Below are 14,310 nucleotides of genomic sequence, written 5' to 3' on the forward strand. Positions count from 1 at the left end.
GGAACGGGATATGGCAGCAACGGATTGGACAGGGAAGGCAGAGGGTGCACCGGTTCTTTCGGTGCGGGGTCTGACGACCTCATTCAGAGTGGGCACCGAATGGCGGTCAGTGGTTCGCAACATGGATCTCGATGTGGCGCCGGGAGAAACGGTCGCGATTGTTGGTGAGTCAGGATCGGGCAAGAGCGTCACCTCGCTTTCGATCATGCGGCTTTTGCCGCAGTTGACGAGCCGGATCGAGGGGAGCGTCAAGCTCGAAGGGCGCGAGCTCCTGGCGCTCGATGCCGAGCAGATGCGCCAGGTGCGCGGCAACCAGATCTCGATGATCTTCCAGGAGCCGATGACCTCGCTCAACCCGATCTTCCCGATCGGCAAGCAGATCGCTGAAGCGATTACCTGCCATCGCGACATTTCGGCTGCAGATGCAAAGACGGAGGTGCTGCGGCTGCTCGACCGCGTGCGCATCCCGAATGCCAAGAACCGGTTCGACGAATATCCGCATCAGTTTTCCGGCGGCATGCGTCAGCGTGTGATGATCGCCATGGCGCTGGCCTCGAAGCCGAAGCTCCTGATTGCCGACGAACCGACGACGGCGCTTGACGTGACGATCCAGGGCCAGATCCTCGACCTGATCAAGACCCTGCAGGACGAAGAGGGCATGGCCGTGCTCTTCATCACCCATGACATGGGCGTGGTTGCCGAAGTCTCCGATCGGACCATCGTGATGTTCCGGGGCGAGGCGGTCGAGACCGGCGCGACTGACGACATCTTCAACCGTGGCCAGCATCCCTATACCCGGGCGCTGCTCTCTGCGGTGCCAAAGCTCGGATCGATGGGCGGACGCGAAAGGCCGATGCGTTTCCCTGTCATCGACATCAAGACGGGGGCGACGCTGGTGCCGGAGGCCGAAGCGGGGACGCCGGAGGCCGCCAGCCGTCCGCTCCTGGAGGTGAAGAACCTGACGACCCGCTTCGATATCCGCTCCGGTCTTTTCGGGCGCAAGAGCGGTGCCGTGCATGCGGTGGAGAATGTCTCCTTCGACCTCAGACCCGGCGAAACGCTTTCGCTGGTTGGGGAATCCGGTTGCGGCAAGTCGACGACCGGTCGTTCAATCACGCGACTCGTCGAGCCCACATCCGGCAATATCGCCGTGGACGGGTATGATGTGGGCAAACTGGATCAGGCGGCTCTGCGGAAGATGCGCCGCAGCATCCAGATGGTCTTCCAGGATCCCTTCGCCAGCCTTGATCCGCGCATGAGCATCGGTCAGGCGGTCATGGAGCCGTTTATCGAGCACAAGCTCGGCACAAAGGCGGAGGCACGGGACAAAGCGGCGGATCTTCTGGAGCGGGTTGGGCTCTCGGCGGACATGATGCCGCGCTATCCGCACGAGTTCTCCGGCGGCCAGCGCCAGCGTATCGCGATCGCGCGGTCCCTGATCCTCGATCCCAAGATCATCGTGGCGGATGAAGCGGTGTCAGCCCTGGATGTGTCGATCAAGGCGCAGGTCTGTAATCTGCTGCTCGATCTGCAACAGAGCTTCAATCTTGCCTATCTCTTCATCAGCCACGACATGGCGGTCGTCGAGCGTGTCAGCCATAGGGTGGCGGTCATGTATCTCGGCGAGATCGTCGAGATCGGGCCGCGCCAGGCGGTGTTCGACAATCCGCAGCATCCCTATACGAGGAAGCTGATGGCGGCAGTGCCGGTGCCGGATCCGGCGCGGCGGAAATTGAAGCGCAATCTCTCGACCGACGAGATCAAGAGCCCGATCCGGCCTGTGGGCTATGAGCCACCCGTGCGGCAGTACCGACAGGTGGGGGAGGGGCACCTCGTTCAGGTTTAAGACTAGACCGCGTCATCGCGGCTCAGCCCGCGCTTTGCGTCATCACTCCGGCGGTGCGTTGCCGAAGCCCACAAAGGAGACATGGGTCGTCCACTCATACTTCGTTGCGTCGATGATCTGCGGGCGAGGATGGGAGAACCCGTGGCGGAGCAAGGGGTAACATCTGGTGATACTTTCGCCAGATGCCAGCGGGCGGTCGTGGCGAAGGGTGCCGCGATAAAGAATCTTGCTCCGCCCCGGTTCGCGTCCAAACAGTTCGAAGGCAAGGCGATTGACCGCTGACCCGGAATTGTTGGACAGGGTCGCGGCGACTGGAAGGGCCGGATCGACGCAGGTCGCGGCATCTGCCACAACACTTGCCGTCACGGCGGCGGCAGCGCCTCTCTGACTTCGCGATTGATAATCGCTGAAGATCCAGACGGCGGTTGCAATGACAGCCGTCCCGGCGGCAAGCGCCACTGCCCAAGGGCGACGCCGAAGGAAAAGCTCAATCAGCAGCAGGGCGATCGCTGCGGTGATGATGAACGGCATCACGGCCGGTCGGTCTCGAAAGCGGGTTTCATGCCCGTAAGATAAGACTGCCGGCGAGAAAGACAACGGTCTGGCTTCCTGCCTTCGTCTTGCCGCTTGCCTCGCCTAGGCCAGGGGCACTAACGTCTGCTTCCCGCCACAAGGCTACAGGTGCGTTCCATGCTGATTTCCCTCTATCAAATGCAACCTCTTTCCGGCGATGTCCCGGGCAATATCGGCAAGATCGCACAAGCGGCCATGGCGGCTGCGGAAATGGGCGCGGAACTCCTTGTGACGCCCGAACTCGGGACCAGCGGTTATGCGCTCGGCGCACAATTCGAGGAAATCGCGGAGGGACGTGACGGTTCGATCATCGGTGCGCTCACGGAGATTTCGGCCGATTGCGGACTGGCGATCTGTGCAGGCTTTCCGGAACGAGACGGCAACCAGGTGTTCAACTCTTCGGTGCTCATCCGGCCGGATGGCAGCACCGAGTTCTACCGCAAGAGCCATCTTTACGGTGACGGCGAGCGGGCAGCCTTCGTCCCCGGATCCGAGCCACCGCATGTCTTCGATCTCAATGGCATCAAGGCAGCGATGCTGATCTGCTATGATGTCGAATTCCCGGAAAATGTCCGCACGCTGGCGCTGGCCGGTGCCGAGTTGATCCTGGTGCCAACGGCTCTGCCGCAGGGTATCATCAGCCGGCGGGTGGCCGACACCGTGGTGCCGACCCGGGCCTTCGAAAACGGTGTCTTCCTCGTCTATGCCGATCTCTGCGGAGAGGAGAACGGGCTCTCCTATGGCGGTCGCTCGGTGATCCTTGGGCCGGATGGTGACGAACTGGCCCGTGCCGGCATGCGGGAGACCCTGCTGGTCGCCGAGGTCGATCCAGCGGCCTATGACGATGCAAGGGCACAGAACCCCTATCTGATCGACCGTCGACCGAACCTCTATCGTTTGGGGTGACGGTCCGCATTGCAGCATCGACTGCGGCCTCCTACATCACAGCGGTTGATGAAGGAGGCCTGCCATGATTTTTGACGCTGCCTTGATGTCGCTGCGCAATCTTTTTGCGCCGGAGACCCGCACCGTCTTCTGGAAGACGCTCGGCCTGACGATCCTGGTCTTGATCGGTCTGTGGTTCGGTCTGCGCGAAAGCTTCATCGCCTTCGTCATGCCGCTGCTTCAGGGGCTGATACCTGACCTGCCGGATTGGGCTGGCTGGCTGACCTTCATCTTCGGCATTTTCGCCAGCATTGGGCTAGCACTTGGACTTGCCCTCCTGCTCTCGCCGGTCACCGCCATCATCGCCGGCCTTTTTCTCGATGACGTAGCCGAGGTTGTCGAAAAACGGGACTATCCGAATGATGCACCCGGCAAGGCGATGCCGATCGGGGAGGCGATCGTCGCGTCGATCAAGTTCTTCGGTATCGTCATCATTGGCAACCTGATCGCGCTGATGCTGCTGTTCATCCCCGGCATCAACATCATCGCCTTCTTCCTGGTGAACGGTTACCTTTTGGGTCGCGAATTCTTCGAGTTCGCCGCCATGCGGTTCCGCAGCGCCGAAGAGGCGAAGTTGCTGCGTTCACGCCATTCCGGCACGGTATTTGCTGCCGGTCTCGTCATCGCGCTTTTCCTTGCGGTGCCGATCGTCAACCTGCTGACACCGCTCTTTGCCGCGGGCCTGATGGTGCATCTGCACAAGGCGCTGACGGCGCGGGATCCGGCTGCCTCATTGCGGCAGGGCTGACGCCTCGTATTGCGCGGCAAAGTCGGCGCTCGGCGGGATCGGTTTGATGACGTCGATCAGAACGCCGTTCGGATCAGCGGTGATGAAATGCCGCTGGCCGAAGTCTTCGTCCCTGATGTCGAGCAGCATCGGCAGGCCGGCCTGTTTCAGTCTGTCATAAACAGCGTCCACGTCCTCCACCTCGAAGTTCAGGAGCAGGCCGGAGGCCTTTCCACGGTATCCCGACGGGACTGTTTCATGGCGCCCGTCGAGGATCGCGAGCGTGACCTTTTCGTCTTCGGTCGACTGCAGATGGACATACCAATCGGCGGTAAAGAGCGGCTCGAAGTGAAAATGGCGTCGATAGAAGGCTGCTGTTGCTTCGACATCGTCGGTCATGATGACGGGATAGTAGCTCGTGGTCCTCATCGCTTTCCCTCCGCGATAATTTAACATACAGTCTGCATGTATCTTTGCAATAACATACATTCTGTTTGTATGTAAAGGGGTTGCGGTGGCACGTAATACCAGAGAAGGAACCGAGGCGACGCGTCTGGCGCTGATCTCGGCTGCAAGACGGCTCTTCGTCGAACAGGGCTATGCCGAGACGGCTACGCCGGACATCGTGGCAGCCGCAGGTGTGACCCGCGGCGCGCTCTATCATCATTTCGAGGACAAGAAGGCCCTGTTCAGCGCGGTGGTCGAACAGGAAGCGATGGCGGTCGCATCCGACATCGATCGTGGTGCCGCACCGGCTGCTAAGCCGAGAGAGGCGCTGATGTCGGGGGCGTCGGCCTATTTCGCTGCCATGGCGGTCGAAGGCCGCGCCCGGCTGATGCTGCTGGAGGCGCCGGCGGTGCTGGGTGTCGAGCGCACCGCCGAGATCGACCGGGACAATGCAGAGGATCGGCTGCTTGAGGGTGTTTCAGACTGTCTCGGAGCGGCGGCGTCGGCGGATGAGATCCGCGCTCTAGCCAACCTGCTGTCTGCCGCCTTCGACCGTGCGGTTCTCGAAATCGAGCGTGGCGGCGATCCCGATCTCTACAAGGCTGCGATCGCTCGCCTGATTGATGGGCTCATTCCTCGCTCGCGTTGAAGATCTGCGGCGGCAGTTCGACGAGCGGGGCGGGGACATCGCAGGTCTTTTCCGGCGACTTGCAGATGTCCGCGATGACGCAGCGCTCGCATTCGGGGCGCCGCGCCTTGCAACAGTAGCGCCCGTGCAGAATCAGCCAGTGATGGGCGTGGAAGAGATATTGCTCGGGGATGATCCGCATCAGGATATCCTCGATCTCGTCCGGTGTCTTGCCTGGTGCCAGCTTGATGCGGTTGCCGATTCTTAGGATATGCGTGTCGACGGCCATGGTCGGAATGCCGAAGGCCATGGACATCACGACGTTTGCGGTCTTTCGGCCGACGCCGGGAAGCGTCACCAGTTCCTCGCGGGTGCGGGGCACAACGCTTCCGAAGTCGTCGACCAGCTTCTGGGACAGCGCGATGACGTTCTTCGCCTTGTTGCGATAAAGCCCGATCGTCTTGATATAATCGCGGACCTTTTCTTCACCGAGTGCCAGCATCTTCTCCGGCGTGTCGGCCACCTTGAAGAGGGCCCGCGTCGCCTTATTTACGCCCGCGTCGGTTGCCTGGGCGGAGAGCGCCACGGCGACCACCAGCGTGAACGGATTGACGTGTTCCAGCTCGCCCTTTGGCTCCGGCCTCTGGATCGAGAAGCGGCGGAAGATCTCTTCCAGTTCGATCTTGGAGTAAGCCGTGCGACGGCGTGTCGCCGGCTTTCGACGGGTCGCAGGATTTGACTTTTTCAAAGTTTGGGTGCTGGATTTCGGCTTCGCTACAGTCATGAAAAACCTATAATCGGGCGCGGTGATGGAAGGCAATCTCGAGCAGGCGGCGGACCAGCCGATTTTCGCAGCGGAACTGACGCCGTACCGGTCGCTGGGGCGTAAAGGCTATCGCATTCTGTTTGGCATCACCGGGACCGTCTGCCTTTTGCATGCGATCTTCTTCATGGCGACCGGCGCCTGGCCGATCGGTCTGTTCTTCGGGCTCGATTTCCTGCTGCTCTACGGCGCCTTCTGGCTGAACTATCGCGCCGCCCGTGCGCGTGAAGAGGTCACGGTGTCGCGCACCGAGCTTTCGATCCGCAAGTTCACACCGACAGGCCGAATGACGGAGCATACCTTCAAGACGCTCTGGGCGCGCTTCTTCGTGCAGCGACACGAGGAGTTCGGCATCACTTCCATGGCCGTTGCCGGCGAGGGGAGGCGAACCGACGTCGGCTCCTTCCTCAACCCCGATGATCGCGAGAGTTTCGCAAAGGCCATGACGGGCGCGCTGGCAACGGCAAAGCAGCGGATCTGACCTTCCAACCCAAGCGCAAGAAACGGGTGGCGTCTTGCCTCTCGCCATGGTGAAGTCCGTGTCAGATGAGGATTTCGCCATGACGCTCGCCCAACAGATCGATCTTTCCCGCACCACCGACATCACGCCCGACGGCTCTGACTACGAGACCGTGCGGCAGATAATCGAGATGCTGACGCTGGACTATCAGAGCCAGCCATCGCTTGAGACGATTGCCGAACGTCTTGGCCAATCGCCGACGCAGTTGCAAAAGACCTTCACCCGCTGGGCGGGCCTTTCTCCGAAAGCCTTCCTGCAAGCCGTGACGCTGGATCACGCGAAGCGCCTTCTGGGTCGCGAGGAAATGCCGCTGCTCGAGACATCGCTCGAACTGGGGCTGTCGGGCCCGGGGCGGCTGCACGATCTGTTCGTCACTCATGAAGCGATGAGCCCGGGCGAATGGAAGGCGCGGGGTGCCGGCCTCATCATCCGCTACGGCTATCATCCGTCGCCCTTCGGGCTGGCACTCGTCATGATCACGGACCGGGGACTTGCGGGACTGGCCTTTGCTGATGTGGGCGGGGAGGTCGCCTGTTTCGACGACATGGCGAGACGCTGGCCGAATGCCGATTACGTCGAGGATGTGGAGGCCACGGCGTCGTATGCGGCGCGCGTCTTCCATCCAGAGCGCTGGTCGGCGGAGGAGCCGCTGCGCGTCGTCTTGATCGGCTCGGACTTTCAGATCCGGGTCTGGGAAAGCCTCCTGGAAATTCCGCTCGGGCGCGCCGTCACCTATTCCGACATTGCTCAGAGGATCGGCCAGCCGACGGCCAGCCGAGCGGTTGGGGCGGCCGTCGGCCGCAATCCGATTTCCTTCGTCGTGCCGTGTCACCGGGCGCTCGGCAAGAGCGGCGCACTCACCGGCTATCACTGGGGTCTGACCCGCAAGCGCGCCATGCTCGGCTGGGAAGCCGGCAAGGCGTGAGCGCGCGAGGTGCTTTCCGAAATCCCGCTTCTGTGAGACAATGAACCATGCGCAACACCGTCCAACTCCCCGAAGACATCAGCCGCCGGATCGACAGTCTGGTCGAGCGGAGCAATCTCTCCCGCGATCAGATCGTGGAGGATGCGCTTGCCCAGGGACGCTCGCTCGCATGGCAAGAGCAATGGGTAACCGGTGTGCTGGAAGGGCTGGCAGAGGCTGAACGCGGTGAGTTCGCCAGTGAAGCAGAGATCGAGGCCGTGTTGAACAAATACGGCACTCGCTGATGCCATGCGTGTCGTCTGGACGCGGCGCTATCTGAGAGAACTCGCTGCCGTCGGCGATTATCTGCTCGAGCGCAACCCCGCAGCTGCAGCGCGTATCGTGCGGGCGATCCATGGCCGGACACTTCGCCTTCTGACGCAGAACGCATTTCTGGGACGGCGTGGCGAAATCGAAGGAACGCGCGAGCTCGTGCTCGCTGATCTCGGATACATCGTCGCCTACAGGGTGCAGGACGACCATGTCGAGGTTCTCTTTGTCCAACATGGTGCCCGTGCCTGGCCAGAGCAGCTCTAGACCGCCAGCCCCAACAACTCCCGTGCCGCCGCCTCATCCGTGATCAGCGTGTTGCAGCCGATCCGTCGGATTGTCGCGTGGATCGCCTTGGCGCGGTGCGCCCCACCCGAAGACAGCACGATGTGTTTCGCTTTCCTCAGCGTGTCCAGGTCAACGGACATCACACGCTCGTTGATCGGGTGGGCAACCGAGTTGCCGTCCGCATCGAGGAAGTTGAACATGGTGTCACAGACGCAACCGGCATCGACCAGTTCCATCAGCGTCTGGTGGCTGATGAACCCTTCCGAGAGCGAGGTGGAATGCGGTCCGATATCCCCGCAGGAGACGATGGCGAGGTCGAGGTTTTCGGCGAGATCGTAGATCGCCTTCAGCCCGCATTCCTCGATCAGCGCCCGTTTGGTCGCGACGGAATCGACGAGTAGGGGGGCGAGGAACATGTAGCATTCGGCGCCAAGCTGGCTTGCCAGCCGCCAGGTGTAGTCGATCGGGTTCGTCTGGCGGACCGCGACGATGCCGCCCAGCAGGGAGACGACCTTGCAGTTCTCGCGGTTCGGCGGGCGGAAGCCGGCGAGTGACGCCGTCATGGTCCGGCCCCAGCCGACGCCGATCGTCATGTCATTGGTGACGACTTCGGTGAGGAACTGGCCGAGTGCAAGGCCCACCGCCTTTGCGATGGCGGCCGCATCCTGGGTGTCCGGCGAGGGCACGACGACGGCCTCGTCGAGGCCATAGGCCTTTTCGAGCCTCACCGCGAGATCGACGCAATCGGCCACGCCGTCACTGATCCAGATCTGCACTTCGGCGCGCTTTCGTGCCTCTTCCAGCATGCGGATAACCGTCGACCGGCTGATGCCGAGCCGATCCGCCACGTCCTTCTGCGTCAGGCCCTCGTTATAGTAGAGCCAGGCCGCGCGGATGCGCAGCGCCGCTGCGTCCGAATAGGTCGAATGGGTGTCGCGTCTGAGCTTCGCCAAGATTTCTCTCGATTTTGGGAACTTCCAACGCGCACTATCCGTTCGGTTGATACTTATGTCAAATTCAAAGAACATATGTCTTGACTTTGTCGCCCTCGAATGGCGATAGTCCGGGCAACCGCGGCGGCCAGTTCCGTCGCCCGCAAACCCTTTTCGCTGAGCCGAAGGATAATCTGATGACCTCGAAACTCGAACAGCTTCGTTCCATGACGACCGTGGTCGCCGACACCGGTGACATCGAGGCCGTCCGCCGCTTGAAGCCGGTCGATTGCACCACCAATCCGTCGATCGTGCTGAAGGCGCTCGGCACCGATGCCTTCAAGGATGCCTTCCAGGAGGCGATCACCTGGGGCAAGGCGAAGGGCGGTCAGGATGATGCCGTGATCGGCGCAATCGCCGACCGTATGGCAATCTCTGTTGGTGCCGCGCTGGCCGAACTCGTGCCTGGTCGTGTCTCGACCGAAGTGGATGCCGATCTTTCCTTCGACACCAAGGCCTCTGTCGAAAAGGCACACCAGATCGTCGCCGGCTACAAGGAGCGGGGCATCGAGAAGGACCGGATCCTGATCAAGCTCGCCTCGACCTGGGAAGGCATTCGCGCCGCCGAAGTGCTGCAGAAGGAAGGCATCGACTGCAATCTGACGCTTCTCTTCTCCAAGGCCCAGGCGATTGCCTGCGCCGAAGCCAAGGTTTTCTTGATCTCGCCTTTCGTTGGCCGCATCCTCGACTGGTACAAGAAGTCGACGGGTGAAGAGTACACGTCCGAGACCGATCCGGGCGTCGTCTCGGTCCGCTCGATCTACAACTACTACAAGGCCAACGGCATCGGCACGATCGTCATGGGCGCCTCCTTCCGCAATGCCGGCGAGATCGAAGCGCTGGCCGGTTGTGACCGCTTGACCATCAGCCCGCAGCTTCTCGACGAATTGAATGCCGCTGAGGGCACGCTCACCCGCGCGCTGTCGCCCGATACCGTGAAGGCCGAGCCGCATGTCTCGCTTGATGAAAAGGCCTTCCGCTGGGCGATGAACGAAGACGCCATGGCGACCGAAAAGCTCGCCGAAGGCATTCGCGGCTTCGCCAAGGATCTCGGCACGCTGCGTGGCCAGATCGCCAAGGCGCTGGCAGCCTGATCGGGCTATTGATTCGCCTTTCCCAGGCAGAGGGCGGGTGTGGCGAAAGCTGCAGCCGCCCTTTTTGGTGACATTGACGCCCAGCCGCCGCTTTCCATCTGCCGCTTAAGCTGCAATTGCCCGGCAACACCGCCGCCCGTTACCGGAAAAACCTGCTGTTAACGTTGACGAGTCGTTTATTTCTGAGGCATATATTCAGAATTGACGCGCAGATTTACAACGATTGGCGCGTGTATAACCGAGCATCCGGCTTTGATCGCCGGTTTGAACAGTGATGACGCGGGGAAGCAGAGACCCTCTCTGCTGCATGATGCCCCACCCGACGTCAGGCTCAGACAAGCCATGTTTTCATAAGATTGTGTCCGTCGGTTTGCTGCCGCGTGTCGCCGGTCTTCCAGCGATGTCTGGCAATGTCAAACCGCCTGTTGCTTCGTTCGTCGGTTTCGATGGGCACGAGTGCGACGGTGCAGCGGCCGCAACGTATTTTGGAACCAGTTATCTTCAGGGCGGGCGTGCATGGTAACGATCATACCTTCGATGAGCATCAGTCAAATCAGGACGCTGAGCGCGTCGGCGATTGCTGGCCTCAGTACCGAAGATGTCAGCGCGCTGAGTTCGGCCCAAATCCGTGCCTTGTCGTCCACGCAAATCGCTGCGTTCGAGACCGGCGATCTTGATGTTCTTTCGGCCAGCCAGCTGGCAGCAATTTCCGCTGTGGCTGTTCGCGGCCTCACCTTTGATCAGCTTGCGGTCATCGATAGCGCCAAACTCGCCGGTCTGCAGAGCAGTCAGCTGGTGGCCCTGTCATCCGATCAGATTGCGGCGCTCTCTGCCGATCAGTTCAATGCCCTTTCAGCGTCTCAGTTGACCGTGTTGACCAGCAGGTCGCTGGCCGGCCTTGGCACCGACGATATCGCGACCCTGACCGCAGCCGAGCTTTCGGTGCTTTCGTCCCGTGCGCTCGCCGGTATGTCCGCGGCCAATTTCGCCGCGCTCACGAGTGGTCAGCTTTCCGGTCTTACCACCGGGCAGATCGCCTCTCTGTCCACCGGGGTCATCGCCAGCTTGACCACAGCGCAGATCGACGGTCTTTCCGCGCTGCAGGTATCTGCTCTCACCGCGCGTCAGATCGCAGTGTTGAGCGCCTCGACTCTCGCATCCTTCTCGACCGACCAGATCGCCGGCCTGAAGAGCGCAGCGGTTGCAGCGCTCACATCCGTACAGGTCGCAGCGCTGACGACGCAGCAGGTCGACGCGCTGACGACGGGACAACTGGCCGCGCTGACCTCATCGGCCATCATGGGGCTTGGCTCTGACGATATAGACGTGCTGTCTGCCGACGGCGTCGCTGCCATCGCGACGCGATCCCTGACTGCGCTGCCGGTCGATGTCTTCAGTTCGCTGACCTCTGCCCAACTCACCGCGCTGGATTCGCGGAAGCTCGGGGCATTGACCACCGCACAGATCGCGTCGCTGACATCGGATCAGGTGGACGGGCTGTCCGCAGGGCAACTTGCCGGTCTGTCCAGCCGCCAGGTCAATGCGCTCAACTCCGGCGTCCTGCTTTCGCTCAGCACGGCGCAGATCAGTGGTTTGTCGACGCGTGTCATCGCAGCTCTCAATTCGGCCCAAGTCGCCTCGCTCGACAGCGGGCAGGTGGCAGCCCTGTCGACCGCGCAACTGGCCGCTCTGTCCTCTTCCGGGATCGCAGGGCTGGAAAGCGAGGACTTCGCAAACTTCTCGCCTGCCGAGTTCGCTGCGCTGAACACGCGTGTGCTCAAGGCGCTCACGACCGCTCAAATCGGAGGCCTGCTCTCCACGCAGGTTGCCTCTCTGTCGACCAGCCAGGTCGGCAGCCTGTCTACAAGCCAGGTGGCCGCCCTCAGCAGCGTCCAGATCAGTGGCCTGACCGCGGCGCAGATCGCGGTGCTGAACTCCGCGCAAGTCGTCGCTTTGGGCACCGGCAACATCACCCTGCTCTCGACTGGGCAGGTCGCGGCGTTGAGCAGCCGAGCCGTCGGTGCACTGACCAGCGCTCAACTCGATGCGATGACTTCAGAGCAGATCGCAGCCTTGACGGCCTCCCAGATCGCAGCGCTTTCATCGAGCGATATCGCAGCGCTCTCCTCTGCAGACCTCAATACCTTCACCACTGCGGAATTTGCGGCGCTGAGTTCCGGGGCCGTTCGTGGCATTTCCACTGCCGTGATCGGTGGGCTGTCGTCCGCGCTGATTGGTGCCATGAGTACGCGGGCTCTCGGAGCACTGAGCTCCACTCAGGTCTCGGCCATGACTTCGGCACAGATCGCGGCGCTGTCGCCCAGCCAGATCGCCGCACTCACGTCAAGTTCGCTGTCCGGCCTTGAGGCAGAAGACATCGCAACATTCGATTCCGCTGACATCGCCGCGCTTCAGTCGCGTGCGATCCGCGGGCTCAGCTCCGCCGCATTCGCCTCTCTGACCTCGGGCCAGATCGTGGGGCTGACTTCGGTGCAGATTGCGGCACTCTCGACTGCCGTCATCGCGTCGCTCACCAGCAGTCAGCTGAACGGTCTTACAACCGGCCAGATGGCGGTGCTCTCCTCAAGTCAGATCGCTGCATTGTCGACCGAAGCGCTTGCGTCCTTGGAGACTGATCAGATCAGATCGATCAGCACCCGTGGCATCGCGGCACTGAAGTCCCAACAGGTGGCTGCACTGACAACGGCGGCCTTCGATGCGCTCTCCAGCCAGCAACTTGCCGCACTGACCTCGTCTGTGCTCCGTTCGCTGACAACAGGCGCGATCGGGACGCTGACCTCTGCCGAACTCGCCACCCTGTCCTCTCGCGTGATCGGTGCGCTTTCAACCGAGAGTATCGCAGCCTTGACGTCCGGCCAGCTTGCCGGATTGACCAGCGCTCAGGCTGCCGCGCTGACCACAACGCAGCTCGACGTCCTCAGCAGCGGCCAGATTGACGGGCTTTCCACGTCCGCCATTGCTGCGCTGACCAGCAGCCAGATCCGATCGCTGACGCCGCAGCAGTTCGGTTCTCTGTCGTCTGAGCAGATCCAGTCGTTGAACACCCGCGCCATCGCGGCTCTCACCAGCGATCTATGGTCCGCGCTCGGCAGTGCCGAGTTCGCTGGGCTTTCGACCTCTCAGCTTGCGGCCATCGGCAGCGTGGCGCTCTCCACAGACCAGCTCGACACGCTGACATCGTCCGAGCTGGCCATACTGAGCACACGGGCGATCGCAGCGCTGACGCCAAGCTCCTTTGCAAGCCTTGAAACGGCTCAGCTGACCGGGTTGACCTCAGCGCAGGCGGCTGCGCTGACGACGGCGCAGGTTGCGAGCTTCAGCAGCGACACCCTGGACGCTCTCTCGACGACTGCAATCGCGGCCATGACCGGCGCGCAACTGCGGGCCCTTTCGACGGATGCATTTGCCTCGCTTTCGACCGGCCAGGTGGCGGCGATCGGCACGCGGGCCTTTACCGGCCTTGCCTCAGCTCAGATCGGAGCGATGTCGTCCGAGCAGATCGGCTCGTTGACGACGGCGCAAATGGGCTTGCTCTCCAGCGCGGCCATTGCCGGCCTGACGACGGAGGATGTGGGTGCGCTGGATGCGGGCGACATCGCCGCGATCAGTTCCCGGGCGATCGTCGGCTTGTCCACCGCCGGCATCGCAGCACTTTTAACCGCGCAGCTTGCCGGATTGACCACGGCGCAGGTCAAAGCGCTGACGACAACGCAGATCGCAGCATTGACGTCGAGCCAGATCTCCGGCCTGTCGAGCAGCCAGTTTTCGGCGCTGACGTCGACGCAAATTCGCAGTCTGTCGACGGCGAGCATCAGTGCATTGGGTACGGCGCAGGTGGCATCGCTTAGCTCCGCCGTCATCGCAGGGCTGTCCACCGACCAGCTCACCGCCATGACGACTGCGCAGATCGAGGCACTGACGCCCGCCCAGGTGGGTGCTCTGAGCTCGGCTGCAATCGGCGCTCTGGACATTGCAGATCTGCTGCTCTTCTCGACGGCAGACATTGCGGCCATCAAGACGACTGCAATCTCCGGTCTCTCGACAGCGGATCTCGATGATTTGAGTACGGCGCAGATCTTTGCACTGACTTCAACGCAGATCCAGTCGATGAGCAATGAACAGGTCGCCATCGTGATCGCGGCCTATCAAGCGATCTGATGCACACCGAACGG

At 61.9% G+C, this 14,310-nt stretch carries 14 protein-coding genes; 10 read left to right on the forward strand and 4 right to left on the reverse strand.

Annotated elements, in window-relative coordinates:
* Positions 1 to 10 precede the first annotated feature (10 nt).
* On the forward strand, positions 11 to 1,846 hold the full coding sequence (locus tag H6M51_RS04640) for an ABC transporter ATP-binding protein (protein ID WP_185808715.1): 1,836 nt from the start codon (positions 11 to 13) through the stop codon (positions 1,844 to 1,846).
* A gap of 42 nt (positions 1,847 to 1,888) precedes the next feature.
* Here the strand turns inward: H6M51_RS04640 and H6M51_RS04645 are convergent, their stop codons facing one another.
* Positions 1,889 to 2,377, reverse strand: a complete 489-nt coding sequence (locus H6M51_RS04645; RefSeq protein WP_185808716.1) for a hypothetical protein — start codon at positions 2,375 to 2,377, stop codon at positions 1,889 to 1,891.
* A gap of 159 nt (positions 2,378 to 2,536) precedes the next feature.
* Here H6M51_RS04645 and H6M51_RS04650 point away from each other — a divergent pair, with 159 nt between their 5' ends.
* Together H6M51_RS04650 and H6M51_RS04655 are read left to right on the forward strand one after the other, a co-directional pair.
* Positions 2,537 to 3,325 carry a carbon-nitrogen hydrolase family protein gene (locus H6M51_RS04650; protein WP_185808717.1) on the forward strand — a complete coding sequence of 263 codons (789 nt, stop codon included), beginning with the start codon at positions 2,537 to 2,539 and terminating at the stop codon, positions 3,323 to 3,325.
* 64 nt (positions 3,326 to 3,389) lie between these two features.
* Complete coding sequence (locus tag H6M51_RS04655) at positions 3,390 to 4,112, forward strand: sulfate transporter family protein (protein WP_185808718.1); 723 nt, start codon at positions 3,390 to 3,392, stop codon at positions 4,110 to 4,112.
* Here H6M51_RS04655 and H6M51_RS04660 read toward each other — a convergent pair.
* Positions 4,095 to 4,520 carry a VOC family protein gene (locus H6M51_RS04660; RefSeq protein WP_185808719.1) on the reverse strand — a complete coding sequence of 142 codons (426 nt, stop codon included), beginning with the start codon at positions 4,518 to 4,520 and terminating at the stop codon, positions 4,095 to 4,097. The two genes, H6M51_RS04655 and H6M51_RS04660, sit on opposite strands and share 18 nt — an antisense overlap.
* An 85-nt stretch (positions 4,521 to 4,605) precedes the next feature.
* Here H6M51_RS04660 and H6M51_RS04665 point away from each other — a divergent pair, with 85 nt between their 5' ends.
* Entirely contained in the window at positions 4,606 to 5,187 is a 582-nt protein-coding gene (locus H6M51_RS04665; RefSeq protein ID WP_185808720.1) for a TetR family transcriptional regulator, read from the forward strand.
* Here the strand turns inward: H6M51_RS04665 and nth are convergent.
* The gene (nth, locus tag H6M51_RS04670) at positions 5,168 to 5,950 is read right to left on the reverse strand and encodes an endonuclease III (protein WP_185808721.1); all 783 of its coding nucleotides are present in this window, start codon (positions 5,948 to 5,950) and stop codon (positions 5,168 to 5,170) included. The genes H6M51_RS04665 and nth overlap by 20 nt on opposite strands.
* 25 nt (positions 5,951 to 5,975) lie before the next feature.
* Between nth and H6M51_RS04675 the strand changes: the two genes are divergently transcribed.
* From H6M51_RS04675 to H6M51_RS04690, 4 genes are all read left to right on the forward strand, one after another.
* Entirely contained in the window at positions 5,976 to 6,470 is a 495-nt protein-coding gene (locus tag H6M51_RS04675; RefSeq protein WP_185808722.1) for a DUF2244 domain-containing protein, read from the forward strand.
* Between the two features lie 79 nt (positions 6,471 to 6,549).
* Complete coding sequence (locus tag H6M51_RS04680) at positions 6,550 to 7,434, forward strand: bifunctional helix-turn-helix domain-containing protein/methylated-DNA--[protein]-cysteine S-methyltransferase (RefSeq protein WP_185808723.1); 885 nt, start codon at positions 6,550 to 6,552, stop codon at positions 7,432 to 7,434.
* 47 nt (positions 7,435 to 7,481) lie between these two features.
* Positions 7,482 to 7,718: a CopG family ribbon-helix-helix protein gene (locus tag H6M51_RS04685; protein ID WP_185808724.1), complete on the forward strand. Its 237-nt coding sequence runs from the start codon at positions 7,482 to 7,484 to the stop codon at positions 7,716 to 7,718.
* 4 nt (positions 7,719 to 7,722) lie between these two features.
* Complete coding sequence (locus H6M51_RS04690; protein WP_185808725.1) at positions 7,723 to 8,010, forward strand: type II toxin-antitoxin system RelE/ParE family toxin; 288 nt, start codon at positions 7,723 to 7,725, stop codon at positions 8,008 to 8,010.
* On the opposite strand, the gene H6M51_RS04695 is transcribed toward H6M51_RS04690, so the two are convergent.
* Entirely contained in the window at positions 8,007 to 8,984 is a 978-nt protein-coding gene (locus H6M51_RS04695; protein WP_185808726.1) for a sugar-binding transcriptional regulator, read from the reverse strand. The two genes, H6M51_RS04690 and H6M51_RS04695, sit on opposite strands and share 4 nt — an antisense overlap.
* A 176-nt stretch (positions 8,985 to 9,160) precedes the next feature.
* Here H6M51_RS04695 and tal point away from each other — a divergent pair, with 176 nt between their 5' ends.
* Together tal and H6M51_RS04705 are read left to right on the forward strand one after the other, a co-directional pair.
* Positions 9,161 to 10,117: a transaldolase gene (tal, locus tag H6M51_RS04700; RefSeq protein WP_185808727.1), complete on the forward strand. Its 957-nt coding sequence runs from the start codon at positions 9,161 to 9,163 to the stop codon at positions 10,115 to 10,117.
* Between the two features lie 537 nt (positions 10,118 to 10,654).
* Positions 10,655 to 14,296: a hypothetical protein gene (locus H6M51_RS04705; RefSeq protein ID WP_185808728.1), complete on the forward strand. Its 3,642-nt coding sequence runs from the start codon at positions 10,655 to 10,657 to the stop codon at positions 14,294 to 14,296.
* Positions 14,297 to 14,310: the final 14 nt, after the last annotated feature.

The organism is Rhizobium sp. AQ_MP (assembly GCF_014237835.1).
GTDB lineage: Bacteria > Pseudomonadota > Alphaproteobacteria > Rhizobiales > Rhizobiaceae > Allorhizobium.

Coding starts and splice junctions, on each gene's coding strand:
- H6M51_RS04640 (WP_185808715.1), top strand. CDS start 11: ATGGCAGCAACGGATTGGACAGGGAAGGCAGAGGGTGCACCGGTTCTT.
- H6M51_RS04680 (WP_185808723.1), top strand. CDS start 6,550: ATGACGCTCGCCCAACAGATCGATCTTTCCCGCACCACCGACATCACG.
- H6M51_RS04660 (WP_185808719.1), bottom strand. CDS start 4,520: ATGAGGACCACGAGCTACTATCCCGTCATCATGACCGACGATGTCGAA.
- H6M51_RS04705 (WP_185808728.1), top strand. CDS start 10,655: ATGAGCATCAGTCAAATCAGGACGCTGAGCGCGTCGGCGATTGCTGGC.
- H6M51_RS04655 (WP_185808718.1), top strand. CDS start 3,390: ATGATTTTTGACGCTGCCTTGATGTCGCTGCGCAATCTTTTTGCGCCG.
- nth (WP_185808721.1), bottom strand. CDS start 5,950: ATGACTGTAGCGAAGCCGAAATCCAGCACCCAAACTTTGAAAAAGTCA.
- H6M51_RS04685 (WP_185808724.1), top strand. CDS start 7,482: ATGCGCAACACCGTCCAACTCCCCGAAGACATCAGCCGCCGGATCGAC.
- tal (WP_185808727.1), top strand. CDS start 9,161: ATGACCTCGAAACTCGAACAGCTTCGTTCCATGACGACCGTGGTCGCC.
- H6M51_RS04690 (WP_185808725.1), top strand. CDS start 7,723: ATGCGTGTCGTCTGGACGCGGCGCTATCTGAGAGAACTCGCTGCCGTC.
- H6M51_RS04650 (WP_185808717.1), top strand. CDS start 2,537: ATGCTGATTTCCCTCTATCAAATGCAACCTCTTTCCGGCGATGTCCCG.
- H6M51_RS04645 (WP_185808716.1), bottom strand. CDS start 2,377: ATGCCGTTCATCATCACCGCAGCGATCGCCCTGCTGCTGATTGAGCTT.
- H6M51_RS04675 (WP_185808722.1), top strand. CDS start 5,976: ATGGAAGGCAATCTCGAGCAGGCGGCGGACCAGCCGATTTTCGCAGCG.